General features: G+C 63.7%; 19 protein-coding genes. 11 read left to right on the top strand and 8 right to left on the bottom strand.

Annotated elements, in window-relative coordinates; translation table 11 throughout:
• Positions 1–28: 28 nt before the first annotated feature.
• Positions 29–1159, bottom strand: a complete 1131-nt coding sequence (gene dnaJ, locus NKH90_RS21920; RefSeq protein ID WP_023679852.1) for a molecular chaperone DnaJ — start codon at positions 1157–1159, stop codon at positions 29–31.
• A gap of 213 nt (positions 1160–1372) precedes the next feature.
• Positions 1373–3289, bottom strand: coding sequence for a molecular chaperone DnaK (gene dnaK, locus NKH90_RS21925; RefSeq protein WP_023679851.1), 1917 nt, complete (start codon positions 3287–3289; stop codon positions 1373–1375).
• 570 nt (positions 3290–3859) lie between these two features.
• On the opposite strand from dnaK, the gene NKH90_RS21930 reads away from it, so the two are divergent.
• The 4 genes from NKH90_RS21930 (at position 3860) to NKH90_RS21945 (ending at position 12079) form a co-directional block, all read left to right on the top strand.
• Positions 3860–5821 (top strand): hypothetical protein, encoded by a 1962-nt coding sequence (locus NKH90_RS21930; RefSeq protein ID WP_352820822.1) that lies wholly within the window; start codon positions 3860–3862, stop codon positions 5819–5821.
• A 10-nt stretch (positions 5822–5831) separates the two neighbouring features.
• A complete protein-coding gene (locus NKH90_RS21935) occupies positions 5832–9617 on the top strand; it encodes a DUF7929 domain-containing protein (RefSeq protein WP_352820824.1) in 3786 nt (1261 codons plus the stop codon).
• A 220-nt stretch (positions 9618–9837) separates the two neighbouring features.
• Entirely contained in the window at positions 9838–10515 is a 678-nt protein-coding gene (gene rpe, locus NKH90_RS21940; protein WP_352684086.1) for a ribulose-phosphate 3-epimerase, read from the top strand.
• A gap of 40 nt (positions 10516–10555) precedes the next feature.
• Entirely contained in the window at positions 10556–12079 is a 1524-nt protein-coding gene (locus NKH90_RS21945) for a malonate--CoA ligase (protein WP_352820827.1), read from the top strand.
• Here NKH90_RS21945 and nagA read toward each other — a convergent pair.
• Genes nagA through NKH90_RS21965 form a run of 4 tightly spaced genes read right to left on the bottom strand, consistent with a single transcriptional unit; the run spans position 12076 to position 15939 of the window.
• Entirely contained in the window at positions 12076–13254 is a 1179-nt protein-coding gene (gene nagA / locus NKH90_RS21950) for an N-acetylglucosamine-6-phosphate deacetylase (protein WP_352820830.1), read from the bottom strand. The genes NKH90_RS21945 and nagA overlap by 4 nt on opposite strands.
• A complete protein-coding gene (locus tag NKH90_RS21955; RefSeq protein WP_352614239.1) occupies positions 13251–14282 on the bottom strand; it encodes an SIS domain-containing protein in 1032 nt (343 codons plus the stop codon). Before NKH90_RS21955 ends, nagA begins: the two co-directional genes overlap by 4 nt.
• Positions 14279–15061 (bottom strand): GntR family transcriptional regulator, encoded by a 783-nt coding sequence (locus tag NKH90_RS21960; protein WP_352472800.1) that lies wholly within the window; start codon positions 15059–15061, stop codon positions 14279–14281. The genes NKH90_RS21955 and NKH90_RS21960 overlap by 4 nt, the downstream gene beginning before the upstream one ends.
• Entirely contained in the window at positions 15058–15939 is an 882-nt protein-coding gene (locus NKH90_RS21965; protein WP_352472799.1) for a glucosamine kinase nucleotide-binding domain-containing protein, read from the bottom strand. The genes NKH90_RS21960 and NKH90_RS21965 overlap by 4 nt, the downstream gene beginning before the upstream one ends.
• 199 nt (positions 15940–16138) lie before the next feature.
• Here NKH90_RS21965 and NKH90_RS21970 point away from each other — a divergent pair, with 199 nt between their 5' ends.
• From NKH90_RS21970 to NKH90_RS22000, 7 genes are all read left to right on the top strand, one after another.
• Positions 16139–17098 carry an N-acetylmuramic acid 6-phosphate etherase gene (locus tag NKH90_RS21970; protein ID WP_031212743.1) on the top strand — a complete coding sequence of 320 codons (960 nt, stop codon included), beginning with the start codon at positions 16139–16141 and terminating at the stop codon, positions 17096–17098.
• A gap of 2 nt (positions 17099–17100) precedes the next feature.
• Entirely contained in the window at positions 17101–18360 is a 1260-nt protein-coding gene (locus NKH90_RS21975; RefSeq protein ID WP_352449606.1) for an ABC transporter substrate-binding protein, read from the top strand.
• A gap of 239 nt (positions 18361–18599) precedes the next feature.
• Positions 18600–19523, top strand: a complete 924-nt coding sequence (locus NKH90_RS21980) for a carbohydrate ABC transporter permease (RefSeq protein ID WP_352820835.1) — start codon at positions 18600–18602, stop codon at positions 19521–19523.
• Positions 19524–19535: 12 nt separating this feature from the next.
• Complete coding sequence (locus NKH90_RS21985) at positions 19536–20375, top strand: carbohydrate ABC transporter permease (RefSeq protein WP_023718923.1); 840 nt, start codon at positions 19536–19538, stop codon at positions 20373–20375.
• Entirely contained in the window at positions 20372–20839 is a 468-nt protein-coding gene (locus NKH90_RS21990; protein ID WP_352614241.1) for a DUF4304 domain-containing protein, read from the top strand. Before NKH90_RS21985 ends, NKH90_RS21990 begins: the two co-directional genes overlap by 4 nt.
• Position 20840: 1 nt before the next feature.
• Positions 20841–21896, top strand: coding sequence for a Gfo/Idh/MocA family protein (locus NKH90_RS21995; RefSeq protein WP_352820839.1), 1056 nt, complete (start codon positions 20841–20843; stop codon positions 21894–21896).
• Positions 21897–21911: 15 nt separating this feature from the next.
• Positions 21912–22910: an ABC transporter ATP-binding protein gene (locus tag NKH90_RS22000; protein WP_352527632.1), complete on the top strand. Its 999-nt coding sequence runs from the start codon at positions 21912–21914 to the stop codon at positions 22908–22910.
• Between the two features lie 211 nt (positions 22911–23121).
• On the opposite strand, the gene NKH90_RS22005 is transcribed toward NKH90_RS22000, so the two are convergent.
• Both NKH90_RS22005 and NKH90_RS22010 read right to left on the bottom strand, forming a co-directional pair.
• Positions 23122–23967, bottom strand: coding sequence for a fumarylacetoacetate hydrolase family protein (locus NKH90_RS22005; RefSeq protein ID WP_023677125.1), 846 nt, complete (start codon positions 23965–23967; stop codon positions 23122–23124).
• A 166-nt stretch (positions 23968–24133) separates the two neighbouring features.
• A complete protein-coding gene (locus tag NKH90_RS22010) occupies positions 24134–24865 on the bottom strand; it encodes an SDR family oxidoreductase (protein WP_254815741.1) in 732 nt (243 codons plus the stop codon).
• Positions 24866–25015 lie beyond the last annotated feature (150 nt).

Here is a 25015-nt window from a genome sequence, read left to right on the forward strand (position 1 = left end):
GCTCGGGAAGCGTTTCCAGGGATCAGCTTCAGTGCTCGCCGAACGTCTCGAAAAAGTCTTTCATGCGGGCGAAAAATCCGCTCGACTGAGGCGAATTGTCCTTTGAGGAAAGCTGCTCGAATTCCTCCAGCAATTCGCGCTGACGGCGCGAAAGGTTCTGCGGCGTCTCAACCACGGTCTGGATGTAGAGATCGCCGATATTGGGCTGGCGAAGCACAGGCATGCCCTTGCCCTTGAGGCGGAACTGGCGACCGTTCTGGGTGCCCTCCGGCACCTTCACCTTCGTCTGGGTACCGTCCAGTGTCGTCACCTCGAACGAGCCGCCAAGCGCTGCCGTCGTCATCGAGATCGGCACCTTGCAATAAAGATCGGCCCCGTCGCGCTGGAAGAATTCGTGCGGCTTGACCGCGAGGAAGATGTAGAGATCGCCCGACGGGCCGCCGCGCAGGCCGGCCTCGCCCTCATTGGCCAGCCGGATGCGGGTGCCATCCTCGATGCCGGCAGGGATGTTTACCGACAGCGAGCGCTCCTCGGTGACACGGCCCTGGCCGGCGCATTTCGGGCACGGATCCTTGATGGTCTGGCCGCGCCCCTGGCATTGCGGGCAGGTGCGCTCGATCGAGAAGAAGCCTTGCGTGGCGCGCACCTTGCCGTGGCCGTTGCACATCGAGCAGGTGACGGGCTGGGTGCCAGGCTTGGCGCCGCTGCCCGAGCATTCCGAGCAGGAAATCGAGGCTGGCACCCGAATCTGCGCGGTCTTGCCGGAAAATGCCTCTTCCAGCGTAATTTCCATATTGTAGCGCAGGTCGGCGCCGCGCTCGCGGCCGCCGGACGAGCGGCGCTGGCGCCCGCCCATCATGTCGCCGAAAATGTCTTCGAAAATGTCGGCGAAGCCGCCGGCGCCAAAGCCTTGCGCCCCGCCATTCATACCGCCGTGCTCGAAGGCGGCGTGGCCGAAGCGATCATAGGCGGCGCGCTTCTGCGGGTCCTTCAGTGTCTCGTAGGCTTCGTTGATTTCCTTGAACTTGTGCTCGCAGGCATGGTCGCCTGGGTTGCGGTCGGGATGGAACTGCATGGCGAGCTTGCGAAAAGCGCTCTTGAGCTCCTTCTCGTCGGCGCCCTTTTGCACGCCTAGCGTTTCGTAAAAATCAGCTTTCATGTTTTCCCGCAGTCCGGATAGTCAACGTCTTGAAGCATCGTTGCGTCGTTTGCCGGCACGCTGTTCCGATTTAGGTGTGATGGAGCCGCGATGCCAGTGTCTACGAGGCTTTGTCCGCATTTTTTCGGGCAGCTCAGCGTTTTTCCGGCAAAGGGTTGCAAAAAAGCCCGGCTGTGCGCCGGGCTTTTTCCCTTACCTGTACCGTCAGGCGGTTCAGGCCGACTTCTTCTTCTCGTCGTCTTCGTCGATTTCCTCGAAGTCGGCATCGACGACGTCACTGTCCTTGGCGGCATCAGCCTTGGCGTCGGCCTCGGCGGCTTCCTTCTGTGAAGCCTCGTACATGGCCTGGCCGAGCTTCATCGAGACTTCGGCGAGCGTCTGCGTCTTGGCCTCGATCTCGGTCACATCGTCGCCTTCGGCAGCGGTCTTCAGCGCCGCGATCGCATCGGCAATCGCCGTGCGGTCGGCCTCGGAAACCTTCTCGCCGTATTCCTTCAGAGACTTCTCCGAGGAATGCACCAGCGCCTCGGCCTGGTTGCGGGCCTCGACCAGCGCGCGTCGCTTCTTGTCGGCTTCGGCATTGGCCTCGGCGTCCTTTACCATCTTCTCGATGTCGGCGTCCGAAAGGCCGCCGGACGCCTGGATGCGGATCTGGTGCTCCTTGCCGGTGCCCTTGTCCTTGGCCGAGACGTTGACGATGCCGTTGGCGTCGATGTCGAAGGTGACCTCGATTTGCGGCACGCCGCGCGGCGCAGGCGGGATGCCGACCAGATCGAACTGGCCGAGCGCCTTGTTGTCGGCGGCCATTTCACGCTCGCCCTGGAAGACGCGGATGGTCACCGCCGACTGCGAATCCTCGGCCGTGGAGAACACCTGGCTCTTCTTTGTCGGAATCGTCGTGTTGCGTTCGATCAGCCGCGTGAACACGCCGCCCAGCGTCTCGATGCCGAGCGACAACGGCGTCACGTCGAGCAGCAGCACGTCCTTGACGTCGCCCTGCAGCACGCCGGCCTGGATAGCGGCGCCCAACGCGACGACCTCATCCGGGTTGACGCCCTTGTGCGGCTCCTTGCCGAAGAACTGCTTCACGATCTCCTGGATCTTGGGCATACGGGTCATGCCGCCGACCAGGACGACTTCGTCGATTTCGCCGGCCTTCAGGCCGGCATCCTTGAGTGCCGCCTTGCAAGGATCGATCGTGCGCTGGACGAGATCCTCGACCAGGCTCTCGAACTTCGCCCGCGTCAGCTTCAGCGTCAGGTGCTTGGGGCCGGTAGCATCGGCGGTGATGAAGGGCAGGTTGATCTCGGTCTGCGTGGTGGACGACAGCTCGATCTTGGCCTTTTCAGCCGCTTCCTTGAGGCGCTGAAGGGCGAGCTTGTCGTTCCGCAGGTCGATGCCCTGTTCCTTCTTGAACTCGGCCGCCAGATATTCGACCAGACGCATGTCGAAATCCTCGCCGCCGAGGAAGGTGTCGCCATTGGTCGATTTCACCTCGAACACGCCGTCGCCGATTTCGAGCACCGAAATATCGAACGTGCCGCCGCCAAGGTCATAGACGGCAATCGTCTTGCCTTCCTTCTTGTCCAGTCCATAGGCAAGTGCTGCCGCCGTCGGCTCGTTGATGATGCGCAGCACTTCGAGGCCGGCGATCTTGCCGGCATCCTTGGTCGCCTGGCGCTGGGCGTCGTTGAAATAGGCCGGAACGGTGATGACTGCCTTCTCGACCTTCTCGCCGAGATAGGCCTCCGCCGTTTCCTTCATCTTCTGCAGGATCATCGCCGAGATCTGGCTAGGCGACTGCTTCTTGCCGCCGGCCTCGACCCAGGCGTCGCCATTGTCGCCCTTGACGATCTTGTAGGGGACAAGCTTCTTGTCCTTCTCCGTCACCGGATCGTCGTAGCGGCGGCCGATCAGGCGCTTGACCGCGAAAATGGTGTTCTCAGGATTGGTAACCGCCTGGCGCTTGGCCGGCTGGCCGACGAGGCGCTCGCCGTCGCTGTTGATGGCGACGATGGAAGGGGTCGTGCGGGCGCCTTCCGCATTCTCGATCACCTTGGATTCCTTGCCGTCCATGATGGCGACACAGGAGTTGGTTGTTCCCAGATCGATACCGATTACTTTTGCCATTTCTCTAATCTCTCCGCTAAGCAGGCTCTCAGGACCCGTACAGGCGTTCCGACGAAAGCCCCTGTTCACAAGAAATTCCGCTCCGGCAACCGGCATTCGGCGCTGGACGGCTTGGCGCGTATATAAGAACAGGCTGCGTGGCGCGCAAGCATTCTGCGCAAGGCGTTCACCATTCATCGCGGTTGATCGGATTCGGGACCGGCAGGCCCGTATTTTCCGACGGTGATCCAGCCGGCCCGGCCCCGGCCCATGAACCTTTCCGCCTCGCCCCGCGACTGACGCTCAGGTGCCGCGTGGTGCGGCCCCGGAAAGGAAAGCCCCATGACCACAGATCCAGAGGCTCCATGGTCTCCGGGAACAGCAGGAGCTCAGCGCGACCATCGCCTTCGGGACCGGGTTGATGCGCTGGGCTTTTCGCCGGTTCCGTTGACCCTGCGCGGACGCAGGCGTATCGTGACGTTGAGGAAAGCAGACAATTCGATCAGGGACGAACGTGCCGGAACGCCGCGCCTTGCCCTGATTTGCGCGCCGGGACCGGATGTTTCTCCCATGACCTGTGGGGGGAGATCCATGTCTTGCGACCACGGCGCGTTCGTGCGCTCTCGTGCCGGCCGTTTGCGCCGCGCCATCGAGGCTGCCAGCGGATTGTCGATCCTGGCGCTCGCCGCTGGGCTCTGGCTCGGTGGCTCGGCCCAGGCTCAGGAAACCCGGATCATCTATCCCGGCTCGATGGCAATGACCGGATTCTCCGGCACCATCATTCCCAATTTCGAGGAAGGCCTGCCGCCGGGCGTCGATCCCGTCGACGAAACCTTCATCGACACGGCGCGCGCGACCTTGCGCATCTTCGACGTCTCAAGGCTGGGCGGGCCGGCGTCTGGCCAATTGGTCTTCACCCCGCCACCGTTCGAGGTCACGGCCGGGCTAATCGGCCAGGTGTTCGGCATCACCTACGACGACGGCGTGCGCGACGGCGTTCCATCGGCCATTCCAAACCTCTATGCCGGCGCCACGTCGCTGCACGGCATCCGCATAGTCACGCCAGACGGCGACGCCGACGGCCGGCCGGAGCGGCAGCGCCGCGGCACGGCTGACGCTGTCTTCATGGACGGCCAGTTCGGCACCGAAAACGGCGGCGGCCCCGGAACGATCTGGAAGATCGACGGCATCACCGGCGCCGTCTCGAAATTCGCCGATATCGACGCCAATAGCGGTCCCGGCATCGGCGACGTCACTTTCGACAATATCCACCGCCAGTTCTTCGCCAGCGATCTCGACACCGGCCTCATCCACCGCATCAACGCCAATGGCGCGCTGCTCGACACGTTCGACCACGGCATAGCCGGTCGCCCGGCGCACGGGCTTGCCGCCGTTGCCGACGACGGCTCGGTGATTGACATCCAGGGTGCTGCCTTCGACAGCGAGGACCCCGACAGCTGGGGCTACACGCAGGACGAGCGCCGCGTCTGGTCGGTCGCCTATCGTGGCGGCCGGCTCTATTATTCGGTCGGTGATAAGGCGGAGATCTGGTCAGTGGGCATTGCCGGCGACGGCAGTTTCGCCGGCGACCCGCGCTGGGAACTGACGGTCAAGGCCGACAAGGATTACGCTGTCACCGACATCGCCTTCGACAACAAGGGCTTCATATACCTGGCCCAGCGCGGCCCGGTGGAGAACCGCTACGACTACAGCCAGTTCGCCGATTCCGGCAAGGGTGAGGTCATCCGCCACTGGCGCGAAAATCCGGACGATCCGGCGACGGAATCGGCCTGGGTGGAAGTGCCGCAGGAATATGCGGTCGGCTTCCCGCAAGACAACCGACAGTCGGCCGGCGGCCTTGACCTGCAATATGGCTACGATGCCGAAGGCAATCTCGATACCGGCGTCTGCACCGACACGCTGGTCGATACCGGCGACAAGTTGCGCGACAACCCGGAGCTTGCCGAACAACTCGCAGCTGGCGGGCCGCTCGCCGTGCACGGCGTGCAAATCACGCCGACGGCACTGGTCAAGCCGGCCAACATGCCGCCTTTCGGCTCGTGGTTCGTCGACTTCGACAATTATTTCGAAGACCCGGAAGTCGAAGGCCATGTCGGCGACATCGAGATCTGGCGCCCCTGCGAAGGCCGTGCCGGCTATTATGAGCAGGTGCCGGGCGGCTATCTGCCGCCGTTCTATCCGCCGGACTTTCCGCCTCCCGGCAATCTGCCTCCTTGCCTCGATGTCGAGGATGTCAGGTATTTCTGCACGCCCTCCGGCCTCGAGGCCGATCTCTATCTCCATGACCATGCCGGCTTTGGCGGCGATTCGATCAAGGCTCTGTCCAGGACGCCTGGCGTCGGGGTGGCTTCACCCCTGTCGCATGCACCCGGCGCGCCATTCACGATCGGCATCACCGGCCATTATCCTGGCGATACGGTCGATGTCGGGCTCTGCTTCTACAGGCAGTCCGATAGCGACAAGGGTGGCTACTACCCTTGCTGCAAGATGACCGTGCGGCTCAGAACCCCAGCCGTCAGCTGCGAACCGTGAGGAGGGGAAGATGAGCAATCTTGCACTTTCCCCGCATGCGACGAGCAGCCAATCAACCGGCAGACAATCTATCGTCATGGAGACCATCATGAAACCCCTGTCACTCGCCAGGCGCGGCGCGCGCTGGCTGATGGCGGCCGGTATCGCGGTCGCCATGCTGAGCCCGCTGCAAGGCTTCGCTGAAGACCTTGCTCCGGCCAAGACCAAGCCTGCCGATGCGGGCATCTACACTGCCGTTCCAGATCCCAGGCTCGATTTCGACAATCCTCGCATCGTCAATCCGGAGCCGGGCCGGATCGTGCCCTTCTTCACCAAGAAAGGCACCCAGAGAGGCTGCGACTATGTCGTATACTCGCTGAGCTTTGGCTTGCGCGGCAATCCGCAGGATTTTGCCAGCCCGGACCTCGCCGCCATGCTGAAAAAGGTCAGGCTCGATTTCAGGGACCAGCTCCCGCACGGCCTGCGCATCGTCGGCGTGCATGTGACCGGCGACGGCACCGATGCGTCCGGCGGACCGCTGCCTGGTGCTGCGATCAGCAGTTCGGCTACACCGGACGATACCGCGACGGTGTCCGATTTCCGGATTTCCGCCAGCGATCTCGACGGCATCGGCGCTGCGAACGAGCGCGTCGTCACGTTCCAGATCACCGCCAGGATTGACCATGCGGCGTTTCCGTCGCCGACGACCGTTCACAACCAGGGCGTGGTCAAGGTCAGCCGCGAACGCGGCGCCGGCGTCGAAATCCCGTCGCAGGATCCGGGCAAGCCGGACGACGGCAATTATCTCACGGGTGCAAAGACGTCGATCAAGATCGACGTCACCAGGTGCAACCCGCCGCCTCCACCTCCCGGCAAGGAATGCTTCAAGGTGGAGCGCGGCACGGTCGATTGCGTGCCCGGCGGCGGCGCCTTCATCTACCACATGCCGGTCGGCCCAGAGATGGCTGGCAAATGGGTGCAGCTTTCGACGACGACACCCGGCATCACCATCATTCCCGACACGCAATTGGTGCCGGCCGGCGGCGGTGTGCTCAATTGGAAGATCGTCGGCGCTTCACCCGGCGACGTCATCCACATCATCGTCACCGGTATCGAAACCTATGCCGGCCCGAGGGAGGGCTGGGACCTGTGCTGTACGCAAACTGTCGATATCGTCATCCCGCGTGATCAGCGCTGCCCACCGAAGGACAAGGAACCGGATCTGAAAGTCGAAAAGCGCGCCGACGTGCAACGTTGCACGATGGGCGGCGGCTGCGACTTCACCATCAGGGTCACCAATGTCGGCGATGCACCCTACCACGGCAAGATCGTGCTCAACGAAGTCACCCTGCCGGCCGGCTCCACCCTCGATTCAGGGCCGAACCCGCCTTGGGTCTGCGCGCCTGGAACCACCCCGATGATTTGCACTCATCCGGTGACCACGCTCAATCCGGGTGCCTCTGTCGACCTCAAGCTCGGCTTCAAGCCGGCCGCAGGCTGGCGAGGCAGCGCCTTGCGCAACTGCGCCACTTACAATTACGGCGCCAGCGGCAAGCCGCTTTTCGGCAGCCAGCAAAACGATCGCGGCTGTGCTTCGATCCCGGTCTGCCGGCGTGGCGATCGTGACCGCAACTGCCGGCCGCCGGTGGAGAAGAAGGTCGACCTGATCCTGAAGAAGCGCGCCCGCACCGAATTCTGTTCGGCCGATGGCGTCTGCACCTTCGTGGTCGACATAATCAACAATGGCAGCGTCCCCTATAATGGGCCGCTGACGGTCGTCGACACCTATCCGGGCGGCGTGCCGGCATCCTCGACCTTCGGCCCGACGCCGCCATGGACATGCGGACCGAACGGCCCCGGCCAGTTCCGCTGCGACAATGCCGGCATCGTGCTGTTGCCTGGCGCCTCGACGCCGATCTTCGTCAGGGCGGTGATGCCGGCCAACTACCGGCCCGACAGTGTCGAGAACTGCGCCGAGGTGAAGGCTATTCCCGGTGAGAACGACATCACCAACAACAGGGCCTGCACCAAGGAACGCATCCGTCATCCGAATGCCGGCCAGCCGGCCCTGCGCATCACCAAGGTTTGCAATGGTTCGCTGGCCGGTGCTGCGGTCGTTTCCTGCCGCATTACCGTCATCAGCCTCGGCACCACTGCCCCGACCGGTCCGGTACGGGTCAACGATGCCGCGACGCTGATAGCCGGCGGAGCGCCGGTCCAGATCCAGACCGTCACCCCAGACGGCGCGGAATGGACTTGCGGACCGGTTCCGGCCAATGCGCTGTCGTGCCAGCTTGCCGGCGCCGTCATGACGCCTGGAACCAGCCGCCATTTCGACGTGACGGTTGCCGCGAACGGCGAATTCGAGAACTGCGCACGCGGCTCCTACGGCCCGGCTCCGGGAGACGACATCGTCTATCCGATCGGCCAGGCCTGCGCCAAGGGCGGCGGCGCCTCGACCATCCGCGTCGAGAAGACCGGCGATGCCGAGTGCAAGCCCGGCCAGCCCTGCTCGTTCGAGATCGCCATCACGAACGATGGCGCGAGCGCCTTCTCCGGTCCGGTTCGCCTCGGCGATGCGATCGGCGTCGAAGGCCTCGGCCGGCTGGAAGGCGTTGCGATTACCTCGATCGATCCGCCCTTCGGCTGCTCGCCGGAGCCGGCAATCTTGCCTCTGTCCTGCATCGCCCAACTCACGCTCGGCGCCGGGGAAAGCCACGTGCACACGGTGACCGTGATCATTCCGGACGATGGCCGTCTGGCCAATCTGCAGGGCACTGTCAACGGCCAGAACTGTGTCGGCGTGCTGTCCCCGAACACGCCGGTGCAAGGCGGTGGCGACGTGCTGTCCCGCGGTGCGGCCGACGTGCAGGGTGATCGCGGCAAGGCCTATGCCTGCCATCCCTTCACCATCAGGAATGAGGTGAAGAAGGAATGCTCGCAAGGCTTCGTCATGAACGACGCCGGCAACTGCGTCTGCCCGCCCGGCACGACCTTCCGCAATGGCCAATGCTCTTCCGGGGGCGGCACGGTCATCGTGCCGAAGCCAAAACCTTGCGTTCTGCTCAAAGGCCAGATCCGTACCGAAGACGGACGCTGCGTCTGTCCGCGCGGAACCGAGCTGGAGAACGGCGCTTGCGTGGGCAGCAAGCCGCAGCCCGAGCAGTGCACCGTCCGTGGCCAGATCCACGACGCTGCCGGCGATTGCGTCTGCCCGCGGGGCACCGAAGTCAAAGGCAATGCCTGCCGGCCAATCCAGCCGAAACCCGAGCAGTGCACCATTCGGGGCCAGATCCATAACGCCGCAGGCGATTGCGTCTGCCCGCGGGGCACGGAAGTCAGGGGCAATGTCTGCCGGCCAATCCAGCCGAAACCCGAGCAGTGCACCATTCGGGGCCAGATCCATAACGCCGCTGGCGATTGCGTCTGCCCGCGGGGTACGGAAGTCAGGGGCAATGTCTGCCGGCCAATCCAGCCGAAGCCGGAGCAGTGCACCATCCGCGGCCAGATCCACGACGCCGGAGGCGATTGCGTCTGCCCAAAAGGCACGGAAGTGCAAGGCAATGCCTGCAGGCGCAAGAAGCCTGTTGTGGTGGAGTGCTCGATACCTGGTCAGATCCACAACAAGCGTGGCGTCTGCGTCTGCCCGCGTGGGACAGAGCTGCGCGACGGCGCCTGCCGCAAACCGCGGCTGGAGTGCGCACCGGGCGCGCGGCCGATTAATGGCCAGTGCCAGCCGATCCGCAAACCGAGCCTGCTGCTGAATCCAGATGTTCTTCAGCAGCTGCCAAGGCGCAAGCCGCAGCTCGAGCAATAGGATCGCACGCGAACTTCAAAACGGTGATCATTCGATCAAGAAAACCCCGCCGGAGCGATCCGGCGGGTTTTTCTTTGGCTGGCAGATGAAAGAGCAGCGAAAACCTGAAGCCGTGGCATCAGCGGAAGGACAAACCGGCTTCCACTTTCCGGACTCGACTCATGGTCTAGGCAGGCGATACAGAGGGGCCGTAAACCGAGGCGTTCGGGAAGACCGCGTCATGAGCAAAAAAACCCTGATCGCGCCATCGGTGCTGGCTTCCGATTTCTCGAAGCTCGGCGACGAGGTCGAGGCGGTGGCGGCCGCCGGCGCCGACTGGATCCATCTCGACGTCATGGACGGGCATTTCGTCCCCAACATCACCTTCGGGCCGCCGGTGATCAAGGCGATCCGCAACCGCACCAAGGCCTTCTTCGACTGCCATCTGATGATCGCCCCCGCCGACCCCTATCTGGCCGCCTTCGCCGAGGCCGGCTGCGACGGCATCACGGTGCACGCCGAAGCCGGGCCGCATCTCGACCGCTCGCTGCAGACGATCAAAAACCTTGGCAAGAAGGCCGGTGTGTCGCTCAACCCGGCGACACCGGAGACGATGATCGAATACGTGCTCGACCGGCTCGATCTGATCCTGATCATGACGGTCAATCCGGGCTTCGGCGGTCAGGCCTTCATTCCGGCGGTCGTAGACAAGGTGAAGCGGGTGAAGGCGCTGATCGGTGACAGGCCGATCCGGATCGAGATCGACGGCGGCATTTCGCCGGAAACTGCGCCCCTGGTCACCGCCGCCGGCGCCAGCGTGCTGGTCGCCGGTGCGGCCATTTTCAAGGGCGGCAGCGTCGCAGCCTATCGGGCAAACATCGAGGCAATCAGGGCAGCGGCGGACAAGGCGGCCGGCTGACCGCCGCCGTTCGGCCGGAGACAGCCGCTCGGGGGGACTTTTGAGCAACCATCTGTTCGATGCTTTCCGTGCCCGGATGCCCACGCCCGGACGCCTTTTGATGGAGGCAGAGGACGGGCGGTCGATCAGCTATGGCGAAATGCTGGCGCGCTCCGCTCAACTGGCACATGTGCTGTCGCAGCTGGGCGTCGAAGCCGGCGACCGCGTCGCCGTTCAGGTCGAGAAGAGCCCGGAGGCCATTTTCCTCTATCTCGCCTGTCTGCGTGCCGGCGCGATCTTCCTGCCGCTCAACACTGCCTATACGCTGACCGAGCTCGACTATTTCTTCAGGGATGCCGAGCCGCGACTGATCGTCTGCGACCCGGCGCGAGTGACCGAGATCGGCGCTTTGGCGCAGGCCTCGGGCGCTGCGATCGCGACACTCGGCAACAAGGGCGAGGGTTCGTTGACCGATCGCGCCTCTGAGGCGGCCATGGACTTCCACGACGTGGCGCGCGGACCGGACGACCTTGCTGCGATCCTCTACACATCCGGCACCACCGGCCGTTCGAAAGGCGCCATGCTCAGCCACGAAAACCTCGCCTCGAATGCGCGGGTGCTGGTCGACCTCTGGCGCTTCACTGCCGCAGACGTGCTGATTCACGCGCTGCCGGTTTTCCACACGCATGGCCTTTTCGTCGCCACCAATGTCGTCCTGATGGCCGGCGCCTCGATGCTGTTCGAAACCAAATTCGACCCAGCCCGCATCGTCTCGCTGCTGCCGCGCGCCACCGTGCTGATGGGCGTGCCGACATTCTACGTCCGCCTGCTGCAGCAGGACGGTTTGAACCGGCAAGCGGCGAAAAACATCCGCCTGTTCATTTCCGGCTCGGCGCCGCTTTTGGCCGAGACGCACAGAGCCTGGCGAGAGCGCACCGGCCACGCCATCCTCGAGCGCTACGGCATGACCGAGACCAACATGAACACGTCGAATCCTTATGATGGCGAGCGGCGTGCCGGCACGGTCGGGTTTCCCCTGACCGGCGTTTCCCTGCGCATCACCGACCCCGAGAGCGGCGAAACACTTGCCAAGGGCGATGTCGGAATGATCGAGGTGAGGGGTCCCAATGTCTTTTGCGGCTACTGGCGCATGCCGGAAAAGACCAAAGCGGAGTTCCGTGACGACGGTTTCTTCATCACCGGCGATCTCGGGCTGATCGATGCCGACGGCTATGTCCACATCGTCGGCCGCGGCAAGGACCTGATCATTTCCGGCGGCTACAACATCTATCCAAAGGAAGTCGAGAGCGAGATCGACGCGCTGCCGGGCGTCGTCGAAAGCGCTGTCATCGGCGTTGCCCATCCGGATTTCGGCGAAGGCGTCACCGCTGTCGTGGTGAGGGCGCCAGGCTCGACCATCAGCGCCGCAGCGATCGTCGAGGCCATCGCCGGGCACCTCGCCAGGTACAAGCATCCGAAACGGGTGATCTTCGTCGACGAACTGCCGCGCAACACGATGGGCAAGGTGCAGAAGAACCTGCTGCGCGAAGCCTACAAGGACCTCTATACGTCCAAAGCCGGCTAACCCTGACAAGCAGGGCTGCCTGCAAAAACCCTGGCACCATCGATCCAGACGCTTTTAATGTCCAGATCGTCCGACAGCGAAACGATGTTGGCCGCGGTACCGTTGGCGAAGCGCCCGAGCCGGTGCGACTGGCCGATCGCCTGCGCCGGATAGAGCGAGGCCATGCGCAAGGCTTCGTCGAGGTCGAGGCCGACGACGCGGTGCATGAAGCGCACTGCGGAAATCATGTCGAGATCCGCGCCCGCCAGCGTGCCGTCGGCAAGTGTCAGCCTGCCATCCTTGCGGTGGATGGTGCGGCCGTTCAGCGTGAACGAGGTCATGTCGGTGCCGATCGTCGCCATGGCATCGGTAACGAGCAGGATCTTGCCCGGCCCCTGCTTGGCGCGCAAGGCGATGGCCATGGTGGCCGGATCGACATGGATACCGTCGGCGATGATGCCGGCATAGAATGTGCCTGTATCGATTGCGGCGCCCGCCAGCCCCGGCTCGCGATTGCCGATCTGGCTCATCGCATTGAACAGATGGGTGACCACCGTTGCGCCGGCCTCGGCAAAGGCGCGAGCCGTGGCATAGCCGGTATCGGAATGGCCGATGCTGACGACAATGCCGGCCTTGCTAAGCGCCGACACCTGGCTGGGCTCGACGGATTCGGGCGCCACCGTCGTCAGCAGCACGGGCAGGTTTTTCCGTGCGGCGATCAGCATCGTCTGGTCGGAGTCTAGCATCGGCCGGATCAAAGCCGGGTCATGTGCGCCCTTGCGGGCGATCGACAGATGCGGCCCTTCGAGGTGCAGGCCCAGGAACCCCGGCACCTTCCTCCGTGCCGCCTCGGCTCCGGCCGCAACCGCCGCGGCGGTGATCTCGGACGTGTCGGTGATCAGCGTCGGCAACAGCGCCGCCGTGCCGAAGGGTGCGTGCGCCCGGCAGATGGTCTCGATCGAGGCGACGTCCGGATGGTCGTTGAGCATGACGCCGCCGCCGCCATTGACCTGCAGATCGACGAATCCAGGCGCCAGCATGCCGCCGCCGGTCTCGATATGCGCAACATTGGATGGAATGGCACCGGCGGCAACAATGGCCTCGACGAGGCCGTCGCGCACGACAAGCGCCGCATTGTCGTGCCAGTCGTCGCCATCGAAAATCCGGGCGCCAGTCAGGGCAAAACGGTCGCTCATAGGGTTTCCGTTACCTTGCGCAGATTGGGCGGCGTGTCGGGGTCGAGGCCGCGATGGCGGGCAAAAGCCTCGACGAAACCATAGAACGACACGATCAGCGTCAGCGGGTCGGTCAGCGGATGACCGGTTGCGACATGCGGCAGGCGCTGAGCGCTCTTTGCCTTGTTCGACGTCACAAAGACGGCAGCGCCCTTGCCGGCCAGGCTGTCGGCGGCATCGGCCACCGATGGCTCGGACGCATCGCGAGCAGCCAGCGCCAGCACCGGGAAACCGGGACCGACCAGCGCCAGCGGGCCGTGCATGACCTCGGCGGCACTATAGGCTTCCGCATGCATGGCGCAGGTTTCCTTGAATTTCAGCGCCGCCTCGTTGGCGATCGCCGCCGACGGGCCGCGACCGAGAATGAACAGCGACTTTTGCGTCTCCAGCGCCCCGGCCAGCGCCATCCAGTCGCAGGCGATCGCCTTGCGAAAATGCTCCGGCAAGCGCGCGAGCGCCACCAGGAGTTTCTCGTCGCCGGTGCAATGCGCCATCAAGGCGAGTCCTGCGACGGCTGAATTGACGAAGGTCTTCGTCGCCGCGACGCTGCGCTCCGGTCCGGCCAGGATGTCGATCGCGTAGTCCGAAGCCCGCGCCAGCGGCGAATCGGCGGTGTTGGTGATGGCGACGGTCAGCGAACCGCCGGTCCTCGCCGCTTGCGCCATTGCAACGATGTCCGGGCTCTTGCCGGACTGCGAGATCGCCAGGCAGGCCGAGCCGCCCAGCTTCAGCTTGGCGCCATAGATCGAGGCGATCGACGGGCCGACCGATGCAACCGCCAGCCCGGCGGTCAACTCCACGGCATATTTCATGAAGGTCGCGGCATGGTCGGACGAGCCGCGCGCCACTGTGACGACGAAATTCGGGTCGCGCTCGCGAATGCCGCGTCCAGCTTCCGTCAGCACCGCGGCCGAGCCATCGAGCAGACGGGCGGTGGCCTCCGGGATCTCCTCGATCTCGCGCCGCATATGGGTCGTTGTCGCGGTCATGGCCGGCCCTCTTCGCCCGGCCCGCTCAGCCGGAGTTCGGCGACAAAATCATAGGCGTCGCCCCTGTAGATGGAGCGGGTAAACTCGATCACCTTGCCGCTCGCCAGATAGGAGATACGCTCGATGTGCAGGCCGGCAATGCCCGGCGGTACTTCCAGCAGCTGTGCGTCGCTATCGCCGAGATTGGTGGCGGAAATGCGCTGCACCGCCCGCACCGGCCTGTTGCCGGTCTTTTCCAACGCGGCGTAGAGCGACGAACCAATCGCCGCCGGATCGGGCAGCACGCTTGTCGATAGCGAGGCGCGCTCGATCGCCAGCGGCGTGTCGTTGGCGATACGAAGGCGCGCCACGCGCGCCACCAATTCGTTCGACGCCAGGCCGAGCACCATCATCTCGTCGGGCGACGGCGGATAGAGGCCGCGGTCGAGCCAAGCCGAACGCACCGCCATGCCGCGCCGTGCCATGTCCTCGGTAAACGAGGTCAGCATCGACAGCGACTGCTCGACGCGCTCCATACGTGGCGCAACGAAGGTACCGGAACCATGGCGCTGGACGAGGATGCCGCCCTTGACCAGGTCCTGCACCGCCTTGCGCACGGTGACGCGCGAAATGTCGGCCTTGCTAGCGATGTCGCGCTCGGAAGGCAGCGCATCGCCAGGTCCGATCAGCCCGCGTTTGACCGCATCCTCGATACTCTTCCTGAGCTGCAGATAGAGCGGCGCGCCACTCTGCGACGATTGTTTCAGCGCCGCGAATATCTGGTCGGCGGCCTCACTCATCGAGCTGCCTCCGCCGTGTTTGCGAAAATCCGAGCCGCCATCTGAACCGCGCCGCCCAGCGCGTCGTCGAGCGGCGGTTTCAGCAGCGCCCGGTAGCGGGCCGACAGGCGCGGCGCGTAAAGCGGCGCCAACCCGCCGAGCAGGCAGAGCGGATCGCCGCCGCCCAGGTCGAGCACGCCAAGCGCTGCTTCGACATCGGCGACCGCCTTGTCGAGGATCCAGATAGCGACGACGTCGCCTTTTTCGGCATGTTCGAACACCTTGGGCGCGAAGCCGCCGAAATCGCCGGGCTTGGCGTTGGTGGTGAATTCGACCAGATCCTCGGGATTGTTACGGAAGATGGCGAGCATGGTCTCCGTCAGCGGCGATCCCTGGCGGATGCCGTCATAGGCGAGCAGCGTCTGCTCGAGCAGGTCGCGGCCGATACGGGCGCCGCTGCCCTGGTCGCCGACCTGGAACCCCCAGCCGCCGATGGCGCGCGACTTGCCTTGTTTGCGTGCCATATAGGCGGTGCCCGTGCCGAGTATGGCCATGGCGCCGTCGCCGGAGCCAACCGCGCCTTCCAGCGCGATCTCGGCGTCGGTCTCGACACGGCTGATGCGAAACGGCAGGATCGCTTCGAGCTGCTGCCGGTAGGTGCCGACATTGGCGCCGGCAAGACCGAGAACGGCCGGAGTTTGCGGGATCAGTGCGGGATCCTTGCCCGCGGCGACAAAGGCCTGCTGCGCTGCGTCGACGATGTTCGTCCTGGCGCCGGTGAGATCGGTTCGGATGTTGGCGGCACCGCTTTTGGCGCGGCCGAGGACGATGCCGTCGGCCGTTGCAAGGGCCGCCCTGCAGCTGGTGCCGCCGCCATCGATGCCGAGCACGAATTTCACGCGATTTCTCCTCCGGGCGGATAATACCAATAAAATACCAATAGCCAAGGATTAATTTCCGTTTCAAAAAAGTTAAGGCGTAGTTTGTTGGAAAATCAGCCAATTTCGTTCGCAAGCCTGCACTGCCGCAAGGATTTCATTAATGCGTGTGGACAAGTGGTATTTTTTTGGTATGGTTTTCTCGATTGGAGGAAAGCGGATGGCCGAAACGCGCACCGAAGCGCTTCACCAGAATGCCGAGGGACTGGATATCCAGGCCCCGGAAGCCGTCCTTTCCTCTTTGGCCAACGCACAGATCGAGGCCGCCAAGGCCGTGCACGGCGCCATTCCTGCCATTGCTGCGGCAGCCGAAATCATCGCAAGCAGACTGAAAAGCGGCGGCAAGCTCGCCTATGCGGCTGCCGGCAGTTCGGGCCTGATGGCACTGGCCGACGCACTTGAGCTGCCGGGCACTTTCGGCATCCAACGCGACCGCATCGCCATCCTGATCGCCGGCGGCGACGAGGCCTTCAAGACACTGGCCGGCGGGCCGGAGGACGACACCGAGGAAGCTTCGGCAGCAGTTGCCGCCGCCCGCATCGGCAAGGGCGACTGCCTGATCGCCGTCTCGGCCAGCGGCTCGACACCTTATGCAGTCAGGGCGATCGAGGACGCCAGGCGCCGCGGTGCGGCGACCATTGCCATCGCCAACAACAGGGATGCGCCGCTGTTGCGGCTGGCCGACATCGCCATCCTGCTCGAAACGCCGCCGGAGCTGATTGCCGGCTCAACGCGCATGGGCGCAGGCACCGCCCAGAAGATCGCGCTCAACATGCTGTCGACGCTCGCCGCCATCCATCTCGGCCATGTCCATGACGGCTACATGGTCAACCTCATGGCCGACAACATCAAGCTGCGCGACCGCGCCGCACGCATCGTCGCCGCCGTCAGCGGGCGCGACAAGGACGAGGCGGCGCGCCTGCTCGAAAGGAGCGGCGGCGTCGTCAAGACCGCTATTCTGCTCGCCGCCGGCGCCGCCAGCGCCGATGCAGCCGAGAAGATATTGGAAGGGACTGGCCACAAGCTGCGGCCGGCCCTTTCCGCGATCGAGGGGAGCAAGGGGCGCAATGCCTCTGTTCTCATCAAAACCGAACCTGAAAAAGGTCAACAGGGAGACTGAGCATGACAACGAAGCTACTGACGGCACTTCTTCTCGGCACCAGCATTCTCGGCTCCGCCGGGGTGGCTTATGCCGACGACGTAACGCTCAACATCGAAAGCTGGCGCGGCGACGACCTTGCCATCTGGAAGGACAAGCTGATCCCGGCCTTCGAAGCCAAGAACCCGGGCATCAAGGTGGTGTTCGCGCCGTCGGCGCCGACCGAATATGACGCCGCCCTCGGCGCCAAGCTCGCCGCCGGCTCGGCCGGCGACCTGATCACCTGCCGCCCGTTCGACAAGTCGCTGGAACTCTTCAAGAAGGGCAACCTCGCCGACATCTCGACCCTGCCCGGCATGGAGAACTTCTCCGACGTCGCCAAGGCCGCCTGGCAGACCGACGACGGCAAGTCGAGTTTCTGCGTGCCGATGGCCTCCGTCATCCATGGCTTCATCTACAACAAGGACGCCTTCGACAAGCTCGGCATCAAGGTGCCGGAGACGCGCGACGAATTCTTCGCCGCGCTCGACAAGATCAAGGCCGACGGCACTTACATCCCGATGGCGATGGGCACCAAGGACCTCTGGGAAGCGGCGACCATGGGCTACCAGAACATCGGCCCCAACTACTGGAAGGGCGAGGAAGGCCGCCTGGCGCTGATCAAGGGCGAGCAGAAGCTGACCGATCCGCAGTGGGTCGAGCCCTTCAAGGAACTGGCCAAGTGGAAGGACTACCTCGGCGACGGCTTCGAGGCGCAGACCTATCCGGACAGCCAGAACCTGTTCACGCTCGGTCGCGCCGCCATCTACCCGGCCGGCTCGTGGGAGATCGGCCTGTTCAACACGCAGGCGCAGTTCAAGATGGGCGCCTTCCCGCCGCCGGTGCAGAAGGCCGGCGACACCTGCTACATCTCCGACCACACCGACATCGGCATGGGCCTCAATGCGGCCTCGAAGAACGCGGATGCGGCCAAGACCTTCCTGTCCTGGGTGGCCTCGCCGGATTTCGCCACCATCTACGCCAACGCGCTGCCGGGCTTCTTCAGCCTGAACAACACCCCGGTGAAGATGGAAGACCCGCTGGCCCAGGAATTCGTCTCCTGGCGCGGCAAGTGCAAGTCGACGATCCGCTCGACCTACCAGATCCTGTCGCGCGGCACGCCGAACCTCGAAAACGAGACGTGGGTTGAATCGGCCAACGTCATCAACGGCACCGACACGCCGGAAGCTGCCGCCAAGAAGCTGCAGGACGGCCTCGACAGCTGGTACAAGCCGGCGAAGTAAAGCGCGGCGAAGCGTTGTCTCCCCCCTCGAGGGGGAGATGTCGCCGAAGGCGACAGAGGGGGTCGGTCGAGGCAGACTGCGGCTTGATCGCTGCTGGAAAAGCACGGTCGAACGACGATGGCGTGCTCCTCTGCCGACCCCACCCGCCTCGCTTTGCGAGGTACCCTCCCCTCGAGGGGGAGGGAGGCGCCGCGCCCTTTGGCGGCAATAGCAAGACCTGATCGGCGGGGACCGAACGCATGGCCGCAGCACCGAAAAGACCGTTCCGTTGGCATATCGGCGTTTTCCTGGCGCCGGCGCTGCTGGTCTATACGGCGATCATGATCCTGCCGCTGGCCGGCACGCTGCAGCTGTCGCTGTTCCGCAACATCAACCAGTCGCAGGTCTTCGTCGGACTGGAAAATTTCCGCATGCTGTTCGGTGATCCCAACTGGTCGGTCAATTTCTGGAACGCGCTCAGGAACAATGTCTGGTTCTTCATCATCCACATGCTGGTGCAGAACCCGATCGGCGTCCTTTTGGCCGCACTTCTGTCCAGCCCCAGGCTACGGTTTTCCGCCTTCTACCGCACGGCGATCTTCGTGCCGACGATCCTGTCTTTCGTCATCGTCGGCTTCGCCTGGAAGCTGATCCTGTCGCCGCTATGGGGCGTGGCGCCGCATATGATGGACCTTGTCGGCCTGAAAAGCCTGTTCACGCCCTGGCTCGGCAAGGCGCAATATGCGCTGACCGCGCTCAGCCTGATCTCGGTGTGGCAGTTCGTCGGCATCCCGATGATGCTGATCTATGCGGCACTGCTGTCCGTTCCCGAAGAGGTGATCGAAGCGGCCGAATGCGACGGCATCACTGGGATGGCGCAGTTCTGGAAGATCAAGCTGCCGCTCATCCTGCCGTCGATCGGCATCATCTCGATCCTGACCTTCGTCGGCAACTTCAACGCTTTCGACCTGATCTACACCGCGCAAGGCGCGCTGGCCGGGCCGAACTATTCAACGGATATTCTCGGCACCTTCCTCTACCGCGCCTTCTTCGGTTTCCAGCTGCAGGTCGGCGATCCCAACATGGGCGCGGCGATCGCCACGATGATGTTCCTGATCATCCTCGGCGGCGTCTGCGTCTATCTGTTCCTCGTACAGACGCGCTTGCGTCGCTACCAGTTTTAGGGGAGCGCGACCATGAGCACCGCAACCCGCTCGCTGCCCCGCACCATCGGCGCGCATGCGATCCTTCTGACCTACACCGCAATCGCGCTTTTTCCGGTCATCCTCGTGATCATGAATTCGTTCAAATCGCGCGCAGGGATTTTCGGCGCGCCGCTGACGCCGCCGACGCCAGGGACCTTCGACCTGATCGGCTACACCACGGTGATCGGCCAGGGCGACTTCATCCACTATTTCCAGAACAGCCTTGTCGTCACCGTCGCCTCGCTGTTCTTCGTGCTTTTGTTCGGCGCCATGGCTGCCTTCGCGCTGTCGGAATACCGCTTCCGCGGCAATTCGCTGATGGGGCTCTATCTGGCGCTCGGCATCATGATCCCGATCCGCCTCGGCACCGTCGCCATCCTGCAGCTGATGGTGGCGAGCGGGCTGGTCAACACGCTGACGGCGCTGATCCTGGTCTACACGGCGCAGGGCCTGCCGCTTGCCGTCTTCATCCTGTCGGAATTCATGAAGCAGGTCTCCGACGACCTGAAGAACGCCGGCCGCATCGACGGGCTATCGGAATACACCATCTTCTTCCGCCTGGTGTTGCCGCTGGTCAGGCCATCTATGGCAACGGTCGCCGTCTTCACCATGATCCCGATCTGGAACGATCTGTGGTTCCCGCTGATCCTGGCGCCGTCGGAGGAAACCAAGACGGTGACGCTCGGCGCGCAACTGTTCCTCGGCCAGTTCGTCACCAACTGGAATGCCATCCTGGCGGCACTGTCGCTGGCGATCATGCCGGTGCTGATCCTCTACGTCATCTTCTCGCGGCAGCTGATCCGCGGCATCACTTCGGGAGCGGTCAAGTGAGTGAGGGTCGGGACGCGATCAGTCGAGGCCTCACCGAGTCGGCAATCCGCCACAGATTCCGCGGCGTTCGCAAAACAAACTATTATCGCGAATGGCCGGAAACGGTCTGTCTGCTTAACCTTCAGAAGTCTGCCTGGGGACCGCAGTTCTATCTCAATGCAGCTGTCTGGCTGACTCGGTTCGGGATCGAGCGTCGACCGAAGGAATACAACTGTCATATCGTCTGGCGTGTCAACTCCCTGATGGTTAGCGAGCAATCCAAGGCATTCACCGAGGCGCTGGATCTGGATCGTCCGTTGCCGGACGACCGGAGGTCTTCTCTGATCAAAGAGGGAGTCGATACATACGGGTTCGGACTTCTGGCACGTTGTGAAAGCGAAAAGGCTGCTCTGCAGATCGCCAGTGAGTATGGATCGAGTATTAGGATGGACCTGAAAGCCCGCGCTCTACTAAAGGCAAACTGAAATGGACCAACCCCTTCGCGTTGTCATCGCCGGCCTCGGCAATATGGGGCGCAGCCATGCGTTGGCGTATCACACCAATCCGGGATTCCAGATCGCCGCGCTGGTCAACCGCTCCGATGTGCCGCTGCCGGAAGGGCTTTCGACCTACGCCATCCGGCGTTCCTTCGACGAGGCACTACGCGACGAAAAGCCCGATGTCGCCTGCATCGCTACCTATTCCGACAGCCATGCCGACTATGCGGTCAGTGCATTCGAGGCCGGCTGCCATGTCTTCGTCGAAAAGCCGCTGGCAACGACGGTCGCCGATGCAAAGCGCGTGGTCGCGGCAGCCAAGGCCAACGGCAAAAAACTGGTGATCGGCTACATCCTGCGCCATCACCCGTCCTGGATCCGGCTGATCGCCGAGGCGCGCAAGCTCGGCGGCCCTTACGTGTTCCGCATGAACCTCAACCAGCAATCCTCCGGACATACCTGGGAGACGCACAAGCAGTTGATGCAGACGACGTCGCCGATCGTCGATTGCGGCGTGCATTATCTCGACGTGATGCTGCAGATCACCGACGCCAGGCCAGTCGAGGTGCGCGGTATGGGGCTGAGGCTGAGCGACGAGATCGCGCCGTCAATGTACAATTACGGTCATCTGCAGGTGCTGTTCGGCGACGGTTCGGTCGGCTGGTACGAGGCCGGCTGGGGGCCGATGATTTCGGAGACGGCTTTCTTCGTCAAGGACGTGATCTCGCCCAATGGCTGCGTGTCGATCGTCATGAAGGAGGGTGTCAGGTCCGACGACATCGACACCCACACCAAGACCTCGACCATCCGCCTGCACAGCGCGGCGACCGGAGCCGACGGCAAATTCGCCAAACCGGACGAAATGCTGTCGATGGAAGGCGAGCCCGGCCATCAGGACCTCTGCGACCTGGAACAGGCGTTTGTGCTGAAGGCGATCCGCGAGGATCTGGACTTGACCCGCCACATGGACGACGCGGTGAAGTCGCTCGCCGTCTGCTTGGCCGCAGACGAGAGCGTGCGCAGCGGCCTCGCCGTGAAACTCTAGAACAGGGACGACGCCGTGGGCTCGCTGAATATCGAGAATGTCAAAAAGGCCTTCGGGCCGGTCGAGGTGCTGAAGGGCATCAACCTCGAGGTGACGGATGGCGAGTTCGTCGTCTTCGTCGGTCCATCCGGTTGCGGGAAGTCGACGCTGCTCAGGGTCATTGCCGGGCTGGAGGACTCGACCTCGGGCCGCGTGGTGATCGACGGTGCGGACGTCTCCGCAACGCCGCCGGCCAAGCGCGGTATCGCCATGGTGTTCCAGACCTATGCGCTCTATCCGCATCTGACTGTGAAGAACAATATGGGCCTCGGCCTCAAGCAGGCGGGCACGCCGGCAGCCGAGATCGACCGCCGCATCGGCATCGCTTCCTCGATGCTGTCGCTGGAGCCCTACCTCTCGAGGCGGCCGGCCGAGTTGTCCGGCGGCCAGCGCCAGCGCGTCGCCATCGGCCGCGCCGTGGTGCGTGAGCCCAAGCTTTTTCTGTTCGACGAGCCGCTGTCGAACCTCGACGCCGCACTGCGCGTCAACACCAGGCTGGAGATCGCGCAATTGCATCGCCGGCTGAAGGCCACGATGATCTATGTCACCCACGACCAGGTCGAGGCGATGACGCTGGCCGACAAGATCGTCGTGCTGAACGCGGGAAAGATCGAGCAGATCGGCGGACCGATGGAGCTTTACAATTCGCCGGCAAATGAATTCGTCGCCGGCTTCATCGGCTCACCGAAGATGAACTTCGTCGACGGCGCCAGGCTTGGCGAGACGGCCAAGACCATCGGCGTCCGTCCCGAACATCTGACCGTCGATCCCAAATCCGGCGCCTGGAAAGGCACGGTCGTCCATGCCGAGCACCTTGGCGCCGACACCAATCTCTATCTCGACTGCGAGAAGGCCGGCTTGATCACAGTGCGCATCTTCGGCGTCTATAACGCTGAACCGGGTGCCACGCTCTATGCGACGCCGGATCCGGCAAAGACATACCGGTTTGGAGCCGATGGGAAGGTGCTGAAGTAGCGCAGGCGCCGACTCCCCTTCTCCCCTTGTGGGAGAAGGTGGCCGAGCGAAGCTCGGTCGGATGAGGGGTGTTGGACGGATCGCTACGCTGAAGGCGTAAGTGCCTAAAATCCCCTGATGTTTTCACGCCTCGTTTTCTTGCAGCACCCCTCATCCGTCTCGGCGCTGCGCGCCGATCCACCTTCTCCCCCAAGGGGAGAAGGAAGAGCGCCTACAAATCCGCCTTGAACGTCTGCTTCTGGATGCCCAGCCCTTCGATACCGAGCTCGACCACGTCGCCGGGCTTCAGGAAGACCGGCGGCTTCATGCCGAGGCCGACGCCGGGCGGCGTGCCGGTAGAGATGATGTCGCCCGGGTGCAGCGACATGAACTGGCTGAGATAGGAGACGAGATAAGCGACGCCGAAGACCATGGTCTTGGTCGAGCCGTTCTGCATGGTCTTGCCGTTGACCGTCAGCCACATCGGGATGTTCTGCGGGTCCTTGATCTCGTCCTTGGTCACCAGCCACGGGCCGATCGGCCCGAACGTGTCGCAGGACTTGCCCTTGGTCCACTGGCCCTGGCGCTCGGCCTGGAAGGCGCGCTCGGAGACGTCGTGCGCGACGCAATAGCCGGCGACATAATCCAGCGCCTCGGCCTCGGTGACATACTTCGCAGTCTTGCCGATCACCACGCCGAGCTCGACCTCCCAGTCGGTCTTCACCGAGCCGCGCGGGATCAGCACGTCGTCGTTCGGCCCGACAATAGCCGAGCTTGCCTTCATGAAGATGATCGGCTCCGGCGGCACGGTGGCGCCGGTTTCGGCAGCATGGTCGGAATAGTTGAGACCGATGCAGATGAATTTGCCGGTGCCGGCGACGCAGGCGCCGATGCGTGGCTTGCCGGAAACCGCCGGTAGCGTTTTCGGATCGAGCTTCGACAATGTCTCGAGCGATGCCGGATCGAGCGTCTTGCCGGCAATGTCGGTGACATGGGCGGAGAGGTCGCGGATCGTTCCATCCGCATCGAGCAGGCCGGGGCGTTCGCTCCCCGCCTCGCCATAGCGCAGCAGTTTCATGCAGTTTTCTCCCAGTTGCGACCAGAGGCCGTTTGCAAACTCGCTCCGCTGCGGCGAATGGCGTGGGTTTCGAGAACCGGAGCGGAGCGTACTTAAAGTACGTGAGCACCGGAAGCGCAGAAAGCCGCGTCAGGCGCCCGGCGGAGTAGGGTTTTCAAATGGCCTCTTAGATCGACCAGCCACCGTCGATATTATAAGCCTGCCCCGACGTATAGGTGGCGCCGGCCAGATAGACGGCGAGGTCGGCGATTTCCTCGGGCGTGCCGAGGCGGCCCATCGGCTGGCGCGCGATGAAGGCGGCGCGAGCTGCTTCGTAGTCGCCCTGCGCATGCATGCGGTCCTGCAGCGACGGGCTTTCGACCGTGCCCGGACAGATCGCATTGCAGCGTATGCCCTTGCCGACATAGTCGGCGGCGACCGACTTGGTCAGGCCGATGACGGCTGCCTTGGTTAGGCCATAGACGAAGCGGTTCGGCACGCCCTTGGTCGAACTGGCCAGCGACGCCATGTTGATGATCGAGCCGTCGCCGCGCTCCAGCATGCCGGGCAGCACGGCGCGGATGGTGCGGATCATTGAGCGGACATTGAGATCATAGGCAAAGTCGAGATCGCCGTCCTTCATCTCGAGGATCGAGCCGGAATGGACGAAGCCGGCGCAGTTGAACAGCACGTCGACGGCGCCGATCTCGGCAAACGCGGCGTTCACCGCCTCGTCGTTCAGCACGTCGAGCTTGCGGGTCTTGATACCGGGCGTCTTGCCGAGGTCGGCGAGCACCACCTCGTTGATGTCGGTGGCATGGACGACGGCGCCGGCCTTGGCGAACGCCAGCGCACTTGCCCGGCCGATGCCTTGCGCCGCCGCCGTGACGACAACGATCTTGCCTGTCAGATCCGCCATGCTTCTCTCCTCGCCCGTCTGTGATCGTTCGGCTTTTTACCGGCACAAGGCCGGGGCGCAATGTGCCAGCCGGGCACTACCATCCCGCCTGTTTCGATATTCGCCCTGCCAACCAAATGTTTTTTCTCGGTAAAGAACATTTGTTGGCCC

This window comes from Mesorhizobium sp. M0898 (assembly GCF_040319695.1).
Classification (GTDB): domain Bacteria; phylum Pseudomonadota; class Alphaproteobacteria; order Rhizobiales; family Rhizobiaceae; genus Mesorhizobium.